Consider the following 17,805-nt stretch of genomic DNA (forward strand, 5'->3'; position numbering starts at 1 on the left):
AAGCCATTTCGATTCGCGGCCCAACTCAGGTGCAACAAACGGTTAACAGCATGCCGACGAATGGCTAATCGGCCCGTGAAACGCCTTCCCGGCAGCCCGGTTAACCATTCCGCCACGCGTCGTTCACCTGGCATCCCACTGCGGGTCGAGACGAATGACGGACCGACACCTAACGTCACCCTCGTGGTTAAGCTCTCCGTCATCGTGCCGTTCTACAACGTGCAGCAATACGCGCCCGACACCTTGAAGAGTCTGCGCGCGAACGCGCGCGACGACTTCGAATTCATTCTCGTCGACGACTGTTCGCGCGACGAGACCCCGGACATCCTGGAGCGTGCGGCGCGCGAGCTTCCCGGCGCCGTCCACCTCAGACATGAGAAGAACGGAGGGCTCGCGACCGCCCGCAACACGGGCCTCGACGCGGCGCGCGGCGAGTACCTCACCTTCCTGGACGGTGACGACTGGCTCGCTCCCGGCTACTACGAACAACTCCTCGCCTCCATCGAGGGGTTGGGCTGCGACTTCGTCCGCACCGACCATGTGCAGTGCACCGCGCGGGCCCGTTCGGTCCACCGGGTCCCGCACGGCAGGCGCGGCGTCGTGCTGGACCCGCGCGAGGTGATCCTCCCCGCCGACCGGTCGACGTCCGTCGACTACGCGTACGCCTGGGCGGGCATCTACCACCGCCGGCTCGCCGACGCGGGCCTGCTGCACTTCACCGACGGCCTGCGCACCGCGGAGGACCGGCCCTGGATCTGGCGGCTGCACCGCGAGGCGGAATCCTTCGCCGCGGTGGGCCTTCTCGGCGTGTTCTACCGGCGCGGGGTCGCCTCGTCGCTCACCCAGATCGGCGACGTACGGCAGCTCGATTTCATCAAGGCATTCGACCAGGTGGTACGGGAAACCGCGGCGGACCGGGACGCCGACAGACTCCTGCCGAAGGCCGTGCGCACCTATTGCGCGATCATCTCCCACCATCTGGGATCCATCGAAAGGTTCGAGCCACCCGTGGCGCGCAAATTGAAGTCAATGAGTGCGGCCGCGCTGAAGCGGATGCCGCAGGGCGTGCTGGACGACGCGCTCGACTCCATGGACGTCCAGCGGGCGACCCGGCTGCGCAGGCTGCGCCGCCGGCCCGTGTCGCCGGAGGTGGCCGCGTAATGGCGACCCAGATCTTCCTGGCGTCCACGCTGTACGGCGCCGCGACGCTCGCCGCCGCCCTGGACGCCGACCGCTTCGGCCCCGCCGACCGCCGCATCCTGCTCATCAGCAACAACGCGGCGACCCCGGAGACCACGACCTCGCTCGACGCGATGCCGGGGTTCGCGCGGCTGCGCGGCCGCTTCGACGACGTACGCTCCTGGAACGAGGCCATCGCCCCGTTCCACCCCGGGGGTTGGTCCCCGCGCGGCGACGACGTCGTGCTGTGGGAGCGGTACGTGCGGATGCTCTGGGATCTCGGCGACGACGACGTCGAGCTGGCCGTCGAGTCGATCCAGGTCAATCCGGCGCTCGCGCTCACGCAGATCTTCACCGGCGCGCCCGTCGACGTCTACGCCGACGGCCTGATGAGCTACGGCCCCACCCGCAACAAGCTCGACCCCCTGGTGGGCACGCGCGTACGGCGCCTGCTCCACCTGGACCTGGTGCCGGGGCTCACCCCGCTGCTGCTCACCGAGTTCGGCGTCGAGCCGGAGATCGTACCGGCCGACGCGTTCGTGAAGGTGCTCGCCGAACTGGCTGACGAAGAGGCTGAGGCGGCGGGCGACGCGCTGCCCAGCCTCGACGCGCCCGTCCTCGTCCTCGGCCAGTACCTCTCCGCCCTCTCCATCCTCACCGCCGAGGAAGAGGAGGAGCTGCACGTCCGCATGGTGCGCGGCGCCGCCGGACTCGGGTACACCCAGGTCGTGTTCAAGCCCCACCCCACGGCGCCCGCCCGCTGGTCGCGCACCCTGGAGAAGGAGGCGCGGGCGATCGGCGTCGAGCTGACGGTGCTCGAATCGCCCGTGCTCGCCGAGGTGCTCTACCAGCGGACGCGGCCCGCGCTCGTCGTCGGCTGCTTCTCCACGGCGCTGGTCACGGCATCCGCGCTCTACGACCTGCCCGTCGCCCGCACCGGCACGGACCTTCTCCTGGAGCGCCTCGCGCCCTACCAGAACAGCAACCGCGTCCCCGTCACGATCGTCGACGCGCTGCTGCCCGAGCTGACCGACCGCGCGGCGGTCTCGGAGCGGCGGGCGGGCATGGGCACCGGTGAGCTGACGAACCTCCTCAAGGCCGTCGGCTTCGCGATGCAGCCGCAGATCTACCCCCGGCTGCGCCCCGACGCCGAGCGCTATCTCGCCCGGAACCTCTCCGCCCGCACCTGGCGCTACTTCAAGCGGCGCCGCCTCACCGCGCTCGCCCTGCCCGGTGCGCTGCCCTCGCAGCTCGCGTTCATCCCGCGCAACGCGGCGGTACGTCGTGTCGCGCGCCGCGCCCGTTCGGTGCGGCGCTCCATCAAGCGGACCGCGCTCGGATGACGGCCCCCGCACAAACGCTCCCGCGCGCGTCCCCGGGAGCGGGCACCTCGGCGCGCACGGCCACGCCCACAGCCACCATCGTTCCCGCCCGCGCGAAGCCCCGGCTGCGCGCGCTGGACGGGCTGCGCCTGGTCGCCGCGCTCATGGTCGCCGCCTACCACTACGGCGGCCGCGACGGCGAGATATCCAGGGCCTGGGGCAGCTCCCCCAGGCTCCAGTTCCCCACCGCCCACGAGTGGTTCGCGTACGGCTGCCTCGGCGTGCAGATCTTCTTCGTGATCAGCGGCTTCGTCATCTGCATGAGCGGCTGGGGCAGGCCCCTGCGCTCGTTCTTCGCGTCCAGGGCCTCCCGCCTGCTGCCCTCGTACTGGGCGGCGATCGTCCTGGTGACGGCGGTCTTCGCGCTGCCGGTCGTCGCGTACGACGCGGTCTCGCCCAGCGACGCGCTGGTCAACCTCACCATGCTCCAGCAGCCGCTCGGCGTGGACCGGGTGCTCGGCGTGTGCTGGACGCTCTGGGCCGAGCTGCGCTTCTACGCGCTGTTCGCGCTGTGTGTCGTACTGCCGGGCGCGACCCGCGCCCGGGTGGTGCTGTTCTGCGCGGTGTGGACCTTGGCGGCGGCGGTCGCGGCGACCGCGGACCTGCCGCTCCTCGACCTGGTCCTCATGCCGGAGTACGCCCCCTACTTCATCGGCGGCATCGGCATCCACCTCGTCCACCGCGACCGCGGCGACCTCACGGCGTGGGGCATCGTGGGCGTGAGCTGGCTGATCGGCCAGCACTACGCGGTCTCCGGGCTCTGGCACGCGCCGAACCCGGACTTCTTCTCGTACCGCTCCTCGCTCGTGATCATCGGGGTCGTCACGGCGGGCTTCGCGGCGGTGCTCCTGATCGCGCTCGGCCACCTGGACCGGGTGAACTGGCGCTGGCTGACGGTCGCGGGCGCCCTCACCTACCCCTTCTACCTGGTGCACGAGCACCTGGGCTGGGTGGCGGTTCAGGCGCTGCACCGGGGCCTCGGACTGCCGTCGTACGCGACGTTCGCCCTGACGATCTCCGGGATGCTGGCCCTGGCGTGGCTCCTGAACCGGTACGTCGAGGAGCGGCTGACGCCAATGATCCGCAGGGGCCTCAATCGGAGCCCGACGCCCCCGAAGTGAGGAGCGTCGCCCCGATCCCCGCCACGACCGCGGCCAGGCCCGCCTCGAAGCCGCGGTCGTGGCCGCGGAACATCTCCTCGCCCGCCGCCGCGGCCAGCGGATAGGCGGCCAGGCGCTCGGCGCGCGCCGCGAGGTCGTAGCCGCTCTCTCCGCGGCCGGGGCCGGGGGCGGTGGCCTGCTCCTCGATGACGTACCCGATGGTGTAGCCGTACACGGTGAACCAGGCGCGGGCGGCCGCGTCCGGTGCGAAGCCCGCCGCGACGAGCGTGCGCAGGAAGGTCTCCAGGGGGGCCACGTACGACAGGTCCGTGTACTGGGTGCCGCTGAACACCTTGGCGCCGTCGCGGTAGCGCAGCAGATGGCCGCGCAGCCCGCGCATCGCGCCGGTGAGGGCGCCGCGCCAGTCGTCGGCCGGCATGGCCAGGAAGTCGTCGGCCATGCGCCGCATCATCTCCGTCGCCATCTCGTCGAGCAGCGCCTGCTTGTCCTTGAAGTGCCAGTACAGGGCGGGCGCCTTCACGTCGAGGCGCTGGGCGATGGCACGCAGGGTCAGCCCTTCGAGGCCGGTCTCGTTCAGCAGGCCGAGCGCGGTGCGCGCCACGCGGGTGCGGTCCAGCTTCGTCGTAGCCACCTTGACAATTTAACACCGTTAAGCTCAGGCTCTTCCACATGGAACTTAACAGCGTTAAGGACGTCGGCCCGTGTGTGGAGAGCGACGTGCTCGTCGTGGGCGCCGGTCCCACCGGGCTGACCCTCGCCTGCGACCTGGCCAGGCGTGGGGTCCGCGCCCTCGTCGTCGAGCGGGCTCCGGTCCTCTTCCCCGGCTCGCGCGGCAAGGGCCTCCAGCCGCGCACCCTGGAGGTCTTCGACGACCTCGGCGTGGCCGACGCGGTCCGCGCGGCGGGCGGCCCGATGCCGGTCGGCATGGTGTGGCGGGGCGGGCGCCGGCAGGGTGAGTACCGCATGTTCGACGAACCGGAGCCGACGGAGACCGCCCCGTACACCGAACCCCGCGTGCTCCCCCAGTGGCGCACCCAGGAGATCCTCCTCGCGCGCCTGCGCCGGCTCGGCGGTGACGTCGCGTTCGGCACGTCCGTGACCGGCCTGACGCAGGACGCCGCGGGGGTCACGGCCGCGCTGTCGACGGGCGGGACGGTGCGCGCGGCGTACGCGGTGGCGGCGGACGGCGGCCGCTCCACGCTGCGCCGGACGCTCGGCATCACCATGGCGGGCGAGACGGTGGACCCGAACCCGATCCTGGTGGCGGACATCCGCGTCCCCGCGCTGGACCGCGACAACTGGCACATGTTCCCGGCCGCCGACGACAGCGGCCTGTACACGGCGATCTGCCCGCTGCCCGGCACCGACGACTTCCAACTGACCGCGCGGTTCCCCGCCGGGACGGCGCCCGACCTCTCCCTCGCGGGCGTACGCGGCCTCGTCGCCGCCCGCACACATCTGCGCGGCGACGACGTCACCGAGGTCCGCTGGTCCTCCGACTTCCGGCCGCGCGCGGCACTGGCGGACCGTTTCCGCGAAGGCCGGGTGTTCCTCGCCGGGGACGCGGCGCACATCCACTCGCCGGCGGGCGGCCAGGGCCTGAACACCAGCGTCCAGGACGCCTACAACCTGGGCTGGAAGCTGGGCGCGGTGCTGCGGCACGGAGCGCCCGAGGCCCTGCTCGACACCTACGAGGAGGAGCGGCTGCCCAACGCCGCGCGCATGCTGGGCCTGTCCACCCGCATCCACCGCGGCGAGGCCCGCCGCGGCGCGGCCACCCGGCAGCTCGGCATCGGCTACCGCGAGGCGTCACTGGCGGTGGAGACCCGCGAGGGCCTCACGGAGGAGGCGCTGCGGGCGGGCGACCGCGCACCGGACGGGCCGTGCGGTTCCGGGACCCTGTTCGACGCGTTCCGGGGTCCGCACTTCACGCTGCTCGCGGTGGGCACGGACGCGGAGCTGCCGTCGGTGGACGGCGATGTGGTGCGGGTCCAGCGCGTACCCGCGTACGAGCCGTACGGGAAGGGCCTCTTCCTGATCCGGCCGGACGGGTACGTCGGGTGGGCGGGCGAGGAGGCGCGGGATGACCTGGTGGAGTACCTGACGCGATGTGCGGCGTGACCTCAAGTCCGCGATGTGCGGCTTGACCTCAAGCAGACTTGAGGTCCTACCTTCACACCCATGACGACCTTCACGTACTCACACAGCGACGCCGACCTCCTCAACCAGCCCATCGGTTACTGGAGTTCCGCCACGGCCACAGCCGTGGTCACCCACATCCGCACCGCCCTGGCGGAACTCGGCCTCACCCAGCCCCAGTGGTGGGTCCTCAACCAGCTCGTGGACGCACCGCCGGAGGGCCGCGACGGCGCCGAGGTCGTGGCGGTCCTGCGTGGCTACCTCGAAACCGGCGACAGCTCCCTGCGGCACAACATCGGCGCCCTGCACGACCGCGGGCTGCTCACCGAGGACGCCGCGGGCCGCCTCGCCCTCACCGACGCGGGCCGCGCGCTGCGGGGCCGCGTGGCCGAGCGGCAGCAGAGCATCCTCGCGGAGATCCGTGAGGGCATCACGGACGAGGAGTACGTCCGCACGCTGAAGGTCCTCCAGCGGATGATCCACAACGTGGGCGGCTCGGCCTGGCACCACTGAGCGAACGCCGGGCCCGGCGGCCTCACACGCTGCTGAGCGACAGCTTCACCGCGAACCCGATGAACAGCGCGCCCGCCGCCGAAGTGGCTCCCGCCGAGAGCCTCTTGCGGCGGCGGAAGGCGGCCGCGAGCTTGGTGCCGCCGAAGATCAGGACGGTGAGGTAGAGGAAGCTCGCGATCTGTGCGAGGACGCCGAGTACGACGAAGGAGAGCGCGGGGTAGGCGTACCCGGGGTCGACGAACTGCACGAAGAAGGCGATGAAGAACAGAATCGCCTTCGGGTTGAGCAGACTGATCACCAGCGCCCTGCGGAACGGCCGCTCGGCCGCGCCCTCGCCCCCGCCGCCCGCCGGGTCCGCCCGCGCCGCCCTCTCGTGCCGCGCCCGCCACATCGCGAGGGCGGCCCGCAGCATGCCGACCGCGAGCCACGTCAGATAGCCGGCGCCCGCGTACTTCACGATCCCGAAGAGCAGCGCGTTGGCCTGCAGCAGCGAGGCAACGCCGGCCGCCGACAGCGTCATCAGCACGGCGTCGCCGCACCAGACGCCCGCCGCGGCGGTGTAACCGGTGCGTACGCCCCGGCGCGCGGCCACGGAGAGCACGTACAGCGAGTTCGGGCCCGGCAGCAGAATGATCAGGACGAGGCCCGCGAGATAGGTCGGAAGTTCGGTGACACCCAGCATGGGCGGAGTTTCGCACGGGCGTACGACATCGGGCGCGGGATATCCGGAAGACGGCCCAAGCCCGCCGTCACGCCCCTCGTCGTCTCAGAACGCGTCGACCGGGACGTACGCCCCCCACACCTCCCGCAGCGCCCCGCACACCTCGCCCACCGTCGCGCGGGCGCGCAGGGCGTCCTTCATCGGGTGGAGGACGTTGGCCTCCCCCTTCGCCGCCGCCTGGAGCGCGGCGAGGGCCGCGTTCACCGTCGCCCCGTCGCGCTCCGCGCGCAGCCGGGCGAGGCGGGCGGCCTGCCGGGCCTCGATGGCGGGGTCGACGCGCAGCGGCTCGTAGGGCTCCTCCTCGTCGAGCTGGAAGCGGTTGACGCCGACGACGACGCGTTCGCCGCTCTCCGTCTCCCGCGCGATGCGATAGGCGTTGCGCTCGATCTCGCTCTTCTGGAAGCCCCGCTCGATGGCGTGCACCGCGCCGCCCAGATCCTCGACCCGCCGCATCAGGGCAAGCGCCGCCGCCTCCACGTCGTCCGTCATGCTCTCCACGACGTACGACCCTGCGAAGGGGTCCACCGTCGCCGTCACGTCCGTCTCGTACGCCAGTACCTGCTGGGTACGCAGGGCCAGCCGGGCCGACTTGTCGGTGGGGAGCGCGATCGCCTCGTCGAAGGAGTTGGTGTGCAGCGACTGGGTGCCGCCGAGGACCGCGCCCAGGCCCTGGACGGCGACCCTGACCAGGTTCACCTCGGGCTGCTGCGCGGTGAGCTGGACGCCCGCGGTCTGCGTGTGGAAGCGGAGCATCAGGGACTTCGGGTTCCGCGCGCCGAACTCCTCCCGCATGACCCGGGCCCAGATACGCCTGGCGGCGCGGAACTTGGCGACCTCCTCCAGGATCGTCGTACGCGCCACGAAGAAGAAGGACAGGCGCGGCGCGAAGTCGTCCACGTCCATGCCGGCGGCGACCGCCGTACGGACGTACTCGATGCCGTCGGCGAGGGTGAACGCGATCTCCTGCGCGGGCGAGGCGCCCGCCTCCGCCATGTGGTAGCCGGAGATCGAGATGGTGTTCCACCGCGGGATCTCGGCCTTGCAGTACTGGAAGATGTCCGCGATCAGACGCAGGGAGGGCTGCGGCGGGAAGATGTACGTACCCCGCGCGATGTACTCCTTGAGTACGTCGTTCTGGATCGTCCCGGTGAGCCGGTCCACCGCGATTCCCTGCTCCTCGCCGACAATCTGGTACATGAGGAGCAGCAGCGCGGCGGGCGCGTTGATCGTCATCGACGTCGAGACCTTGTCCAGCGGGATGCCGTCGAACAGCACCCGCATGTCCTCGACCGAGTCGACGGCGACCCCGACCTTGCCGACCTCGCCGTGCGCGAGGGGCGCGTCGGAGTCGTGGCCCATCTGGGTCGGCAGGTCGAAGGCGACCGAGAGGCCGGTCGTGCCGTGCTCGATCAGCTGCCGGTAGCGGGCGTTGGACTCCGCGGCGGTGCCGAAGCCCGCGTACTGACGCATCGTCCAGGGCCGACCGGTGTACATCGTCGGGTAGACACCGCGCGTGAAGGGGTACGCACCTGGGGTGCCGAGCTTCCGCGCCGGGTCCCAGCCCTCCAGGGCCTCGGGGCCGTACACGGGTTCGATGGGAAGTCCGGACTCCGACTCGTGTGTCATGCGTCCAGCTTGCGCCCGGCTCCCGGACGCGTCACGCGCGGCAAACCGGGAAACACTGAGAAGTGTTGTCCAGGAGCTCAGGGGGCGTGATGGGCAGAAGTGGAACGGGAAAGCCCGGCATGGGGAAGCCCGGCATGAGGAAGCCCCGCATGGGAAAGGGCGGCCTGGGTAAGGGCGCGCTCTCTGTGGGGGCCGTGACGGTGCTCGCGCTGGTCGCGGGGTGCAAGCCGGTGGTGGTCGACCCGGATGGCGGGCGGCCGGGTGAGGAAGGGGCGCGGGGCGCCGGCGCGAAGCCGCACGTCTCCGCCGCGCCGACGCTCCCCCCGCCCTCGCCACGCGCCTCGACGCGCGCCTCGACCGCGCCGCCCCCCGCACCGGCCCCTCCAGCCCCCTCGGCCTCCCGGCCCAGCGCTCATCCCGCGCCCGCCCCCCGGACGCTCATGCGGGCGGGGGAACGCGGCGGCAAGGTGCGGGAGCTACAGGCCAGGCTCCGGCAGATCGGCTGGTTCCGCGTGCACCCCACAGGGACGTACGGCGCGCACACCGCCGGCGCGGTCAAGGCGTTCCAGGGCAAGCGCGGTCTGCCCGCCACCGGCAGGACCGACACCGTCACCTGGCAGCGGCTGCTCGGCATGACGCGCGAGCCGACGCGGGACGAGCTGTACGCGGGCGGCGGCATCCCGCCGGCCAAGCCGGACAAGCGGTGCCTGACCGGCCGGGTCCTGTGCCTCGCCAAGAGCAGCCGGACGCTGACGTGGATGGTCGACGGCAAGGCCGTGTCGACGATGGACGTACGTTTCGGCTCGCAGTACACGCCGACGCGCGAAGGCACCTTCAGCGTCTACTGGAAGTCCCGGCACCACGTCTCGACGCTCTATGACACGGCCATGCCGTACGCGATGTTCTTCAGCGGCGGCCAGGCGGTGCACTACTCGGCGGACTTCGCGGCCAGGGGGTACGCGGGCGGTTCGCACGGCTGCGTGAACGTCCGGGACGAGAGGAAGATCGCGAGCCTCTTCGCCCAGGTGCGGATGGGCGACCGGGTCGTCATCTACAAGTAGTCCTACTGGTGACAGGGGCTACAAGTAGATCTACTGGTGACAGGGGACAGGGATACGAAAAGCGGCGTGGGCGGGATCGGGGGAACGTATCCCGCCCACGCCGATGGCACGGAGCCGAAGGTACGGGGGGAACCCCCGGCTCGTGCGCGGGCCGATGACCAGTCGGCTCACTTCTTACTGCGTCACCAGGTCGAAAAACGTCACACCTTGCGGCGGGCGGCGGTTCGTCCCGTCCGGATTCAGCGTCAGCGCAGGGCCGGAAGGGCGCTGTACGAGCCCGTGGGGGTCGGGGCGGGGAGGGCCGGGGGCGGGACGGGGGCGCCGCCGGTGTCACCGCCGGAGCTGCCGTCCCCCTCGCCGCCCGAGCCGTTCTCGCCGTCGCCGTCGCCGTTGTTCTCGTCACCGCCGCCGCCGTTGCCCCCGCCGTTGCGACCGCCCTGGCCGCCGCCGTTGCGACCGCCCTGGCCGCCGCCGTTGCCCTGCTGGCCGCCGCCGCCCGAGCCGCCGAGGACGCGGCCGCAGAACTCCTCCACCCGCGAGTGCCCCTTGGCGGCCTCTTCGAGGCGGCGTCGCTTCTCGCCCTGGAGTGCGCCGCTGCGGTGGTCGCGGCAGGCGGCCACCACCCTGCGGTACCAGTTCTTGCCGCCGTCGGCGCCGGGCGTGCCCTCGTCCCCGGGCAGCCGCGTGGCGCCGTCGGAGTGGTCGCCGCCGGCCTCCGCCTCGGGGGGCGTATGGGTCCGCGGCTCGCGCGTGGGCCCGTCGTCGGGCGCCGTGGTGTCGTCCGGCAGCAGCTCCTCGGAGGGCTGCCGGGCCTCGTCCGACGGGGAGACCCGCGGCTCTTCGGGGGTGGAGGCGACGGGCGAGGCGGACGCGGCCGGGCTCGGCCCGTCGTGCCGGCCGAACGGCGAGGGCAGCACGCCCGTCCCCGCGGCCACGGCGACACCGCCGACCATGCAGCCCGCGAGCGCCGCGGCGAGCCCGAGGCGCACCGGTCTTCCCCAGCGGCTCGGTCTCGGCCGGTCGGCGGCGCGGCTCCTGCGTACGGTCTCGGCGGCGGCGGCCTCATGGGCGGACGTCGCGTACGCGGCCGAGCGGTGACCGGCCTCCGCGGAGTCCGAGCCCGCCGCCCGGGCGGCACGGAACGCGGCCAACGCGGCGGCCTCGCCCGGGAGTTCGGCAGAAGCGGCGCCTTCGCCGGGGGCGTCCGGGCGGTCCGTGGCGGCCAGGGCGCCGAGCGCCTGGGCGAGCCGGTCGGCCTGTACGCGCGCGTGAGGGTCGACGCCTTCGAGGGGCTCGCCGCGCAGCAAACGCTCCGCCGCGTCGCGGTCCAGCCACTTGTCCTGCTCGTCGGCCATCACATGTCCTTCTGCGTCCGCGTACGCGATTGCGTCACACCGGCGGACGTCACCGCGCGGCCGCACGGTGCTCTCTGCGGGTCTCTTTGAGGGTCTCTCTGCGGGTCTCTCTGCGGGTCTCTTTGAGGGGGTACGGCGCCGAGCGCGCCAGGGGGCTCCGCGGGGTCCGCGGGGTCCGCGCCCAGCAGTTCGGCGAGCCGCTTCAGGCCGCGGTGCGCCGCGGTACGGACGGCTCCGGGGCGCTTTCCCAGCGTCTGGGCGGCGCTCTTGGCGTCGAGACCCACGACGACTCGGAGCACGACGGCCTCGGCCTGGTCCTGCGGCAGCTTCGCTATCAGCGCCAGCGCCTCGCCGGTGGCGAGGGACTCCATCGCCTCTCCGGCGGTGTCCGCCTCCCCCGGCCTCCCGGTCAGCTCCGACTCGTCGCCGCCTATCGCGGGGCGGCGCCCACGCATACGTATGTGGTCGAGGGCGCGGTTGCGCGCGATGCGCGCCGCCCAGCCCCGGAACCGGTCCGCGTCGCCGCTGAACCGGTCCAGATCACGCGCTATCTGAAGCCAGGCCTCGGAGGCGACGTCCTCGGCGTCCGGGTCGGCGACCAGCGTACGTACGTATCCCAACAACCGTGGGTGCACAGCGCGGTACACAGTCCGGAACGCGGTCTCGTCCCCGTCCTGTGCCGCAAGCACCGCGGCGGTCAGCTCCGCGTCGTCCCCCAGCACTCTCTCAATCCTGCCACTCGGAGATCTGCGCCCGGCCCCGGCGCGAAGCAGCACGCTACGGCCTTGTCCGGCCCCACGTCCATGTTTGTACAAAGGGCAACTAGTGGGTGACAGAACGCGGTGTGACAGAAAACGCACGGGCGGCGCTGAAGGGAGTACGGACCGCACGCGGTTCGTACCGTGTGCCGGCCGGGGCCTCTCCTGTGGGGGGTGGCGGCCCCGGTCGGTTCCCCGGTATACCGCTCCAGCCTGCGGTGATGCGCGACATCCGAGGCCAGGGAGTGGGAAGTCCTGAGTGGCGCCCGCGCCGACATTCGTGACGTAGGGTGGAGTCACCGACGCGGGGTGGAGCAGCTCGGTAGCTCGCTGGGCTCATAACCCAGAGGTCGCAGGTTCAAATCCTGTCCCCGCTACGAGAACCGGCCCCTTCCGACGTGAGTCGGGAGGGGCCGAAGTATTTGGAGCGCCGCCGCCGCGGTGCCGCCCTCGCCGTGCCCGCTCCCAGGCGTGAGCAGCGCGGAAACCGGCCGTCGGCCTTGCGGGGAGCGCTCCGGTCACTTACTGCTTGGCTCCGTTCTTGCCTTTGCCCTTCGATGTCCCCTTGTCCTTCGACGTCCCCTTGCCCTCGGTCTTGCCCTTGCCCTCGGTCTTGCCCTTGCCCTCGGACCTGCTCTTGGCCTCGGACTTGCCCTTGCCCTTGCCCTGAGGCGGCTTGCCCTTTGCCTTGGGCTTGGCTTCGTCCTTCGGCTTCCCCTTGCCTTTGCCCTTCCCCTCGGGCTTGCCCTTGCCCTCGGTTCCCGGATTGGCCTTTCTCTCGGCCCTGGGCTTGCCCTTCCCGTCGGGGCCGGGATTGTCCGTCCCCCGCACCCCGGGCTTCCCCTCGCGCCCGTCCCCGGGAAGCTTCGGGGTTTCCTTCGGGAGCCCGGAGCCCTGCCGTGAAGGGAGCCTGCGGTCCGGGGTGTCCGTCGTTCCGGTCGTCGGGGGTGATGAAATCGGCCGGGGGCGGTTCTCGTGGGGCGGGTCGTCGGAGAGGGTGCCCGAGGCCGCGAGTGCTACGCCGCCCAGGAGACCCCCGGCCAGCACGACACCCCCGGCCGCCCGCAGCGAGAAGCGGACGCGGCGGCGCTCACGGGGGCGCCAGTCGTCGCGGCGGCGGGTCCGCGCGCCGTGTGCGCCCGCGTCGCGCGCCGCGCGGAACGCCGCGACCGCGTCCCTCTGCGCGTCCGCGTCCACCCCGGCGTCCGCGCCGGACCGCACGGCCTCGGCGAGCACGTCGAGGAGAGAGGGACGGTCCCGTGCACCGTCGGGGCCCAAGGGTTCGTCTGCGTTCATCTCGACTCCCCCAGCGTGCCAGGACCGTCATCCGTCACACCGTCGCCGTCGAGCCCCAGCCGCTCGCCCAGCTTCTTCAGGCCCCGGTACGCGGCCGTCCGCACCGCCCCGGGGCGTTTGCCGAGGACGCGTGCCGCCGCCGGGCCGTCGAGGCCGACGACCACCCGCAGCAGTACCGCTTCCGCCTGGTCGCGCGGCAGGGTCGCGACCAGGGCGAGCACCCGCTCGGTCGAGACCGCCTCCAGGGCCGACGCCGACGTGCTGTGCGCGCCGGGCAGTTCGAGCAGGTCCTGTTCCAGCGCGGAGGGGCGCGGCCGCGCCTTCTGGCGGCGCAGGTGGTCGAAGGCCCGGTGCCGCGCGATCGTCGCGGTCCAGCCGCGGAAGCCCGCCCCGTCCCCCCGGAACCGGCCGAGGTCCCTGGCGATCTCCAGCCAGGCCTCGGCGGCGACGTCCTCGGCCGCTTCGCCGTCCGTGCCGACGAGGCCGCGCAGATATCCGACGAGTCCCGGCTGGACGATCCGGTACGCGACCGCGAAGGCCGCCTCGTCGCCTTCCTGGGCCGCCACTACGGCCCTGCCCAGCTCCACGTCGTGCGCCCGCGCGCGACGCGGCTCCCCACCCTGGCCCAACGCTCTCCCATCCGGCCGAACGCGGCACGGTCAACTCTGCCGATGCCCCCACGGTCACCAGCGTCGCAGAGCGCGGAAATGTCACAGTGCGGGGGCGTGCGGGGGCGTACTTCCTCGGCGCGCTCAGACCTCGAACAGTCCGCCGCCCGCGCCGCCGGGGCTGATCCGCGAGATGTCGACGGTCAGGGCGGGCGCCGGCGCCACCGCGGCGACCGGCTCGTCGTAGTCGGACATCCGCATCTTCATGGTCTGGTCGCCACCCGAGAACATGCCGCCGCCCTTCGTCGCCTCGACGCCGAGGATGTACGGCTTGCCCGAGGCGGCCACGTACACGTTCGTCTCCTCGCCGTCCTTCTTCTCGACGAGCGGGGTGACGTCCGTGCCGTACCGCCGGGCCGTGGGCCGGGCGGTGATGACCCCGCCCAGCTCCGGCGTGCCGATCTTCTCGGTGATCTTGTCGAGGTCGCAGCTGCCCATCGGCATCGACGGGCCGCCGCCGGTCGAACCCACCGGAATCTTCAGATACTTCCCGCGCGCCAACGCCGTCCGCTCGCGGACGCGGGCCGCCGTCTCGGGGCCGCGCAGCTCGCCCATCTCGCGGATCGCGTCGAGCGCGTCGTCGTTGAACCGTACGTACGTCGCACCGCCCGCGATCATGATGAGGTCGCCGCGCTGCGTCGGGCCCGAGTCGAAGGTGCCCGTGCAGTTGCTCTGCCGGTCCATGTGCAGGGAGACCTTCTGGTGTCCCTTGGGGGTCACCCTGTCGACGCCGATGCGCACCGTGTCGGCGGTTCTGAGCAGTTCCATGCTTTTCAGGGCGAGTTCCCTGCCACGCGCTTCGTCGCGGGACGCGGGCTCCGCGTCACCGCCGGCACGACCGGCACCACCGGAACTATCGGCCGTCGAATCCGCCCGGCCCATCTCTTCCAACGTGCCGCCGGAGTACGTCACCGAGCCGTCCGAGCCGCAGGACACCAGCGTGCCCGCCGCCGTGCCCATCGCGACGGAGAGCGCGGCCACCCGCATCCACCGTCTGCGTGTCCCCGCCCGGCCGTTCACGCGACGCGCCATCTGTTCCCTCACCCGAGTCACCCGAGTCCCCGCCCACTCCGCCGCTCCACCAGTTCACAACTGTCACACGAGCCAGCGCGTTCACGGGGCCCCGCGTCACACCTCGGGCATGCGGCAAACATCACGCGGCAAAACGCCCTCACGGGTACAACCCTTTGCCCGCCATGCCGGTCGTAGGAACTCGCTTGGTCACTTGCTTGGTTACTTGCTCGTTTACTTGGAATTCGCTGAGGGGTGGGGCAATTGAGCCCGCGCAAACCGCGTGAAAAGGCGCGTACCACGCATGCGTACAGACCACTGAGTCTCCAGCGCAGAGCGTGGCTGACGATCGGTGCCGTCGTGCTGGGAGGTGCGGGGGCGGTGACGTACGCGGTGGCCGACCCGGGCACCGACGGCCGTACCGGCGCCGATCCCCGCGCCAAGCGGCCGGTGAGCGTGCACGACCTCGCACTGAAGGGCGACGGCGCCGCGAAGCGGGAGCTGCCGCGCACGTCGACCGAGCAGTTCTCGCTGCTCGGCGTCTCGTGGAGCGGCGCCACCGAGGAGCTGAAGGGCAGCGCGCAGGTCCGTACGCGCGCGCTCGGTTCCGGCGAGTGGAGCGGCTGGCGCGGCCTGGATCTGGAACCGCATCCGCCGGAGAAGGCGGAGGCTGAGGCGGAGGCGGGCATGCGTGCCGCGTCCGAGCCGCTGTGGGTGGGCCCCTCGGACGGCGTGGAGGTCCGCGTCGTCGCGGCCGACGGCACGGCGAGTACGGGGCTTCCCGAGGGGCTTGAGGTCAGTCTCGTGGACCCGGGTGTGACGTCCGAGGAGGCGAAGAACCCGTCCCTGGACGGCGGCGCGACCGACGCGTCCGGAAGCAGAAGCAGCGGCAGCGGCAGCGGCAGCGGAAGCGAGACGCCCTCCTCCCCGCTCCCGTCCGACACACCGGCACCACCAAGGACGCCACCGACGCCCCCGATGCCCCCACCGTCCACCGTCACCCAGCCACCCATCATCAGCCGCGCGGCCTGGGGCGCCGACGAGTCACTCGTCGAGGGCCCGCCGGAGTACATCGACAAGGTCAAGGCGGTCTTCGTCCACCACACGGTCGGCTCGAACGACTACAGCTGCGCCCAGTCCCCGGCCCTGGTCCGCGGCCTGCTGGCGTACCAGGTGGAGACCGAGGGCCAAAGCGACCTCGGTTACAACTTCCTCGTGGACAAGTGCGGCCGCGTATTCGAGGGCCGCGCCGGCGGCGTCGACATACCCGTGCGCGGCGCGCACACCCACGGCTTCGACGGTGACTCGGCGGGCATCGCCGTCCTCGGCGACTTCGAGGGCGACCCGGCGACGGGCAGGCCCGCGGGCAGGCCGACCCGCGCCGCCCTGGAGTCGGTGGCGCGCGTGGCGGCCTGGAAGCTCGGCCAGTACGACGGCAGCCCGACCGGCAAGGTCACGCTGACCGCCTCCGACGACACGGGCGTGTGGAAGAAGGGCGAGCAGGCCTCGCTGCACACGGTCTCCGGCCAACGCGACGCCCAGGCGGCCTCGGGCCCCGGCAAGAACCTGTACGCCCAGCTCGGCGAGATCCGCCGCTACGCGGGCGGCGCGGGCCGGAACTCCGCCGTCCCGACCGGCGACTTCAACGCCGACGGCATCACCGACCTGGTCGCGGGCACCCCGAAGGCGTCGGGCGACCGCGGGCGCCTCACCGTCATACCCGGCGGTCTCGACGGCCCGGTGGGCGGCGCGAAGATCTCCCTGACGCAGACGAGCACCGGCGTCCCCGGCGTCTCCGAGCGCGGCGACGAGTGGGCGTCCGCCACCGCGTGGGGCGACCTGAACGCCGACGGGTACGCGGACCTCGTCATCGGCGCCCCGGGCGAGGACGACGGCTCGGGCAACACCGACCGCGGCGCGGTCACCATGCTGTACGGCCCGTCCTTCACGTCCGGCACGGACATGCAGCTCTCGGACGACTTCCACTACTCCAAGGCCAGGTTCGGCTCGGCGGTCGCGTCCGGCGACTTCAACGCCGACGGCAAGGCGGACGTCTTCGCGGCGGCGACGGGCACGGGCGGCTCGTGGGCCGCGCGGCTCGACGAGGACCGCGGGTCGGGCGGCAGCCTCACCTCGCGGGACACGGCGATCTCGTACGCGGACGCCGCGTCCGGCGACTTCAACCGCGACGGCTACGCGGACGTCGCCCTCACCTACCGCGACCAGGCCGGCAAGGGCAAGGTCACCTGGTTCCGGGGCGGCCGCTCGGGCCTGAGCCGGGTCGGTGTCCTCTCCGTGCCCGGCGGCCGCTCGGTCGCCGTCGGCGACGTCAACGGCAACGGCTACGACGACCTGGTCATCGGCCAGCCGTACACCGCCGAGTCGGGCGCACGCGCGGGCGGCCAGGTGACGGTGGTCCCGGGCACGTCGACGGGGTTCACCACGGCGGGCATGAGGACGGTCGACCAGGCGACCAGCGGCGTGGTCGGCGCGGCCGAGTCCGGTGACGCGATGGGCTGGTCGGTCGCGGCGGGCGACTACAACGCCGACGGCTACGCGGATGTCCTCACGGGCGCCCCCGGTGAGGACATCACCCGCTCGGGGGCCAGCCGCAAGGACGCCGGTACGTCGCTGCTCCTGAAGGGCTCCTCGTCCGGCCTCACCGGCACGGGCGCGAAGGCCTTCTCGCAGGACGAGCCCGGCGTCCCCGGCTCCACGGAGTCCGGCGACCGCCTCGGCTCCTCGGTCACGCTGGCGGACCTGTCCGGCTCCGGCCGCGCGGACCTGGCCATCGGCGTCGACGGCGAGGACGCCGGCGACGGCACGATTCTCCAGCTGGACAGCGGCGGTTCGGGCGTGCCCGGATCGAGCGGCGTCTACTACGGACGTACGACGCTGGGGACCCCGGCAGGTGCCCGTCTGGGCCAGACGCTGACGCCGTAACAGCTCACGCGCCGCTCCCCGGGCCGCCCCGG

General features: G+C 72.4%; 15 protein-coding genes and 1 tRNA gene. 8 read left to right on the forward strand and 8 right to left on the reverse strand.

What is annotated here, in order from left to right; translation table 11 throughout:
• Positions 1-183 precede the first annotated feature (183 nt).
• Genes ACWDZ7_RS00390 through ACWDZ7_RS00400 form a run of 3 tightly spaced genes read left to right on the forward strand, consistent with a single transcriptional unit; the run spans position 184 to position 3,682 of the window.
• Positions 184-1,161 carry a glycosyltransferase family 2 protein gene (locus ACWDZ7_RS00390; protein ID WP_451793658.1) on the forward strand — a complete coding sequence of 326 codons (978 nt, stop codon included), beginning with the start codon at positions 184-186 and terminating at the stop codon, positions 1,159-1,161.
• Positions 1,161-2,522: a polysialyltransferase family glycosyltransferase gene (locus ACWDZ7_RS00395; protein ID WP_451793660.1), complete on the forward strand. Its 1,362-nt coding sequence runs from the start codon at positions 1,161-1,163 to the stop codon at positions 2,520-2,522. The genes ACWDZ7_RS00390 and ACWDZ7_RS00395 overlap by 1 nt, the downstream gene beginning before the upstream one ends.
• A complete protein-coding gene (locus ACWDZ7_RS00400; protein WP_451793662.1) occupies positions 2,519-3,682 on the forward strand; it encodes an acyltransferase family protein in 1,164 nt (387 codons plus the stop codon). Before ACWDZ7_RS00395 ends, ACWDZ7_RS00400 begins: the two co-directional genes overlap by 4 nt.
• On the opposite strand, the gene ACWDZ7_RS00405 is transcribed toward ACWDZ7_RS00400, so the two are convergent.
• Complete coding sequence (locus ACWDZ7_RS00405; protein WP_451793664.1) at positions 3,654-4,313, reverse strand: TetR/AcrR family transcriptional regulator C-terminal domain-containing protein; 660 nt, start codon at positions 4,311-4,313, stop codon at positions 3,654-3,656. The genes ACWDZ7_RS00400 and ACWDZ7_RS00405 overlap by 29 nt on opposite strands.
• A gap of 38 nt (positions 4,314-4,351) precedes the next feature.
• Here ACWDZ7_RS00405 and ACWDZ7_RS00410 point away from each other — a divergent pair, with 38 nt between their 5' ends.
• Complete coding sequence (locus ACWDZ7_RS00410) at positions 4,352-5,803, forward strand: FAD-dependent monooxygenase (protein WP_451793666.1); 1,452 nt, start codon at positions 4,352-4,354, stop codon at positions 5,801-5,803.
• 60 nt (positions 5,804-5,863) lie between these two features.
• Positions 5,864-6,334 (forward strand): MarR family winged helix-turn-helix transcriptional regulator, encoded by a 471-nt coding sequence (locus ACWDZ7_RS00415; protein WP_451793668.1) that lies wholly within the window; start codon positions 5,864-5,866, stop codon positions 6,332-6,334.
• 22 nt (positions 6,335-6,356) lie between these two features.
• Here the strand turns inward: ACWDZ7_RS00415 and leuE are convergent, their stop codons facing one another.
• Together leuE and ACWDZ7_RS00425 are read right to left on the reverse strand one after the other, a co-directional pair.
• Entirely contained in the window at positions 6,357-7,016 is a 660-nt protein-coding gene (gene leuE / locus ACWDZ7_RS00420) for a leucine efflux protein LeuE (protein WP_451793670.1), read from the reverse strand.
• Positions 7,017-7,100: 84 nt separating this feature from the next.
• Positions 7,101-8,681: an acyl-CoA mutase large subunit family protein gene (locus ACWDZ7_RS00425; RefSeq protein ID WP_451793672.1), complete on the reverse strand. Its 1,581-nt coding sequence runs from the start codon at positions 8,679-8,681 to the stop codon at positions 7,101-7,103.
• Between the two features lie 134 nt (positions 8,682-8,815).
• On the opposite strand from ACWDZ7_RS00425, the gene ACWDZ7_RS00430 reads away from it, so the two are divergent.
• Positions 8,816-9,742 carry a L,D-transpeptidase family protein gene (locus ACWDZ7_RS00430; RefSeq protein WP_451793674.1) on the forward strand — a complete coding sequence of 309 codons (927 nt, stop codon included), beginning with the start codon at positions 8,816-8,818 and terminating at the stop codon, positions 9,740-9,742.
• A gap of 245 nt (positions 9,743-9,987) precedes the next feature.
• On the opposite strand, the gene ACWDZ7_RS00435 is transcribed toward ACWDZ7_RS00430, so the two are convergent.
• Both ACWDZ7_RS00435 and ACWDZ7_RS00440 read right to left on the reverse strand, forming a co-directional pair.
• Complete coding sequence (locus tag ACWDZ7_RS00435; protein WP_451793676.1) at positions 9,988-11,097, reverse strand: hypothetical protein; 1,110 nt, start codon at positions 11,095-11,097, stop codon at positions 9,988-9,990.
• A complete protein-coding gene (locus ACWDZ7_RS00440; RefSeq protein WP_451793678.1) occupies positions 11,097-11,819 on the reverse strand; it encodes an RNA polymerase sigma factor in 723 nt (240 codons plus the stop codon). Before ACWDZ7_RS00440 ends, ACWDZ7_RS00435 begins: the two co-directional genes overlap by 1 nt.
• A 339-nt stretch (positions 11,820-12,158) precedes the next feature.
• Between ACWDZ7_RS00440 and ACWDZ7_RS00445 the strand changes: the two genes are divergently transcribed.
• A tRNA-Met gene (locus tag ACWDZ7_RS00445) sits at positions 12,159-12,232 on the forward strand.
• Between the two features lie 145 nt (positions 12,233-12,377).
• Here the strand turns inward: ACWDZ7_RS00445 and ACWDZ7_RS00450 are convergent.
• The 3 genes from ACWDZ7_RS00450 to ACWDZ7_RS00460 form a co-directional block, all read right to left on the reverse strand.
• Complete coding sequence (locus tag ACWDZ7_RS00450; protein ID WP_451793679.1) at positions 12,378-13,151, reverse strand: hypothetical protein; 774 nt, start codon at positions 13,149-13,151, stop codon at positions 12,378-12,380.
• Entirely contained in the window at positions 13,148-13,780 is a 633-nt protein-coding gene (locus ACWDZ7_RS00455; RefSeq protein ID WP_451793681.1) for an RNA polymerase sigma factor, read from the reverse strand. Before ACWDZ7_RS00455 ends, ACWDZ7_RS00450 begins: the two co-directional genes overlap by 4 nt.
• Positions 13,781-13,903: 123 nt before the next feature.
• Positions 13,904-14,851 carry a hypothetical protein gene (locus tag ACWDZ7_RS00460; RefSeq protein ID WP_451793683.1) on the reverse strand — a complete coding sequence of 316 codons (948 nt, stop codon included), beginning with the start codon at positions 14,849-14,851 and terminating at the stop codon, positions 13,904-13,906.
• A 360-nt stretch (positions 14,852-15,211) separates the two neighbouring features.
• Here ACWDZ7_RS00460 and ACWDZ7_RS00465 point away from each other — a divergent pair, with 360 nt between their 5' ends.
• Positions 15,212-17,773, forward strand: a complete 2,562-nt coding sequence (locus ACWDZ7_RS00465; protein ID WP_451793685.1) for an FG-GAP-like repeat-containing protein — start codon at positions 15,212-15,214, stop codon at positions 17,771-17,773.
• Positions 17,774-17,805: the final 32 nt, after the last annotated feature.

It is taken from the genome of Streptomyces sp. NPDC003032 (genome assembly GCF_053591415.1).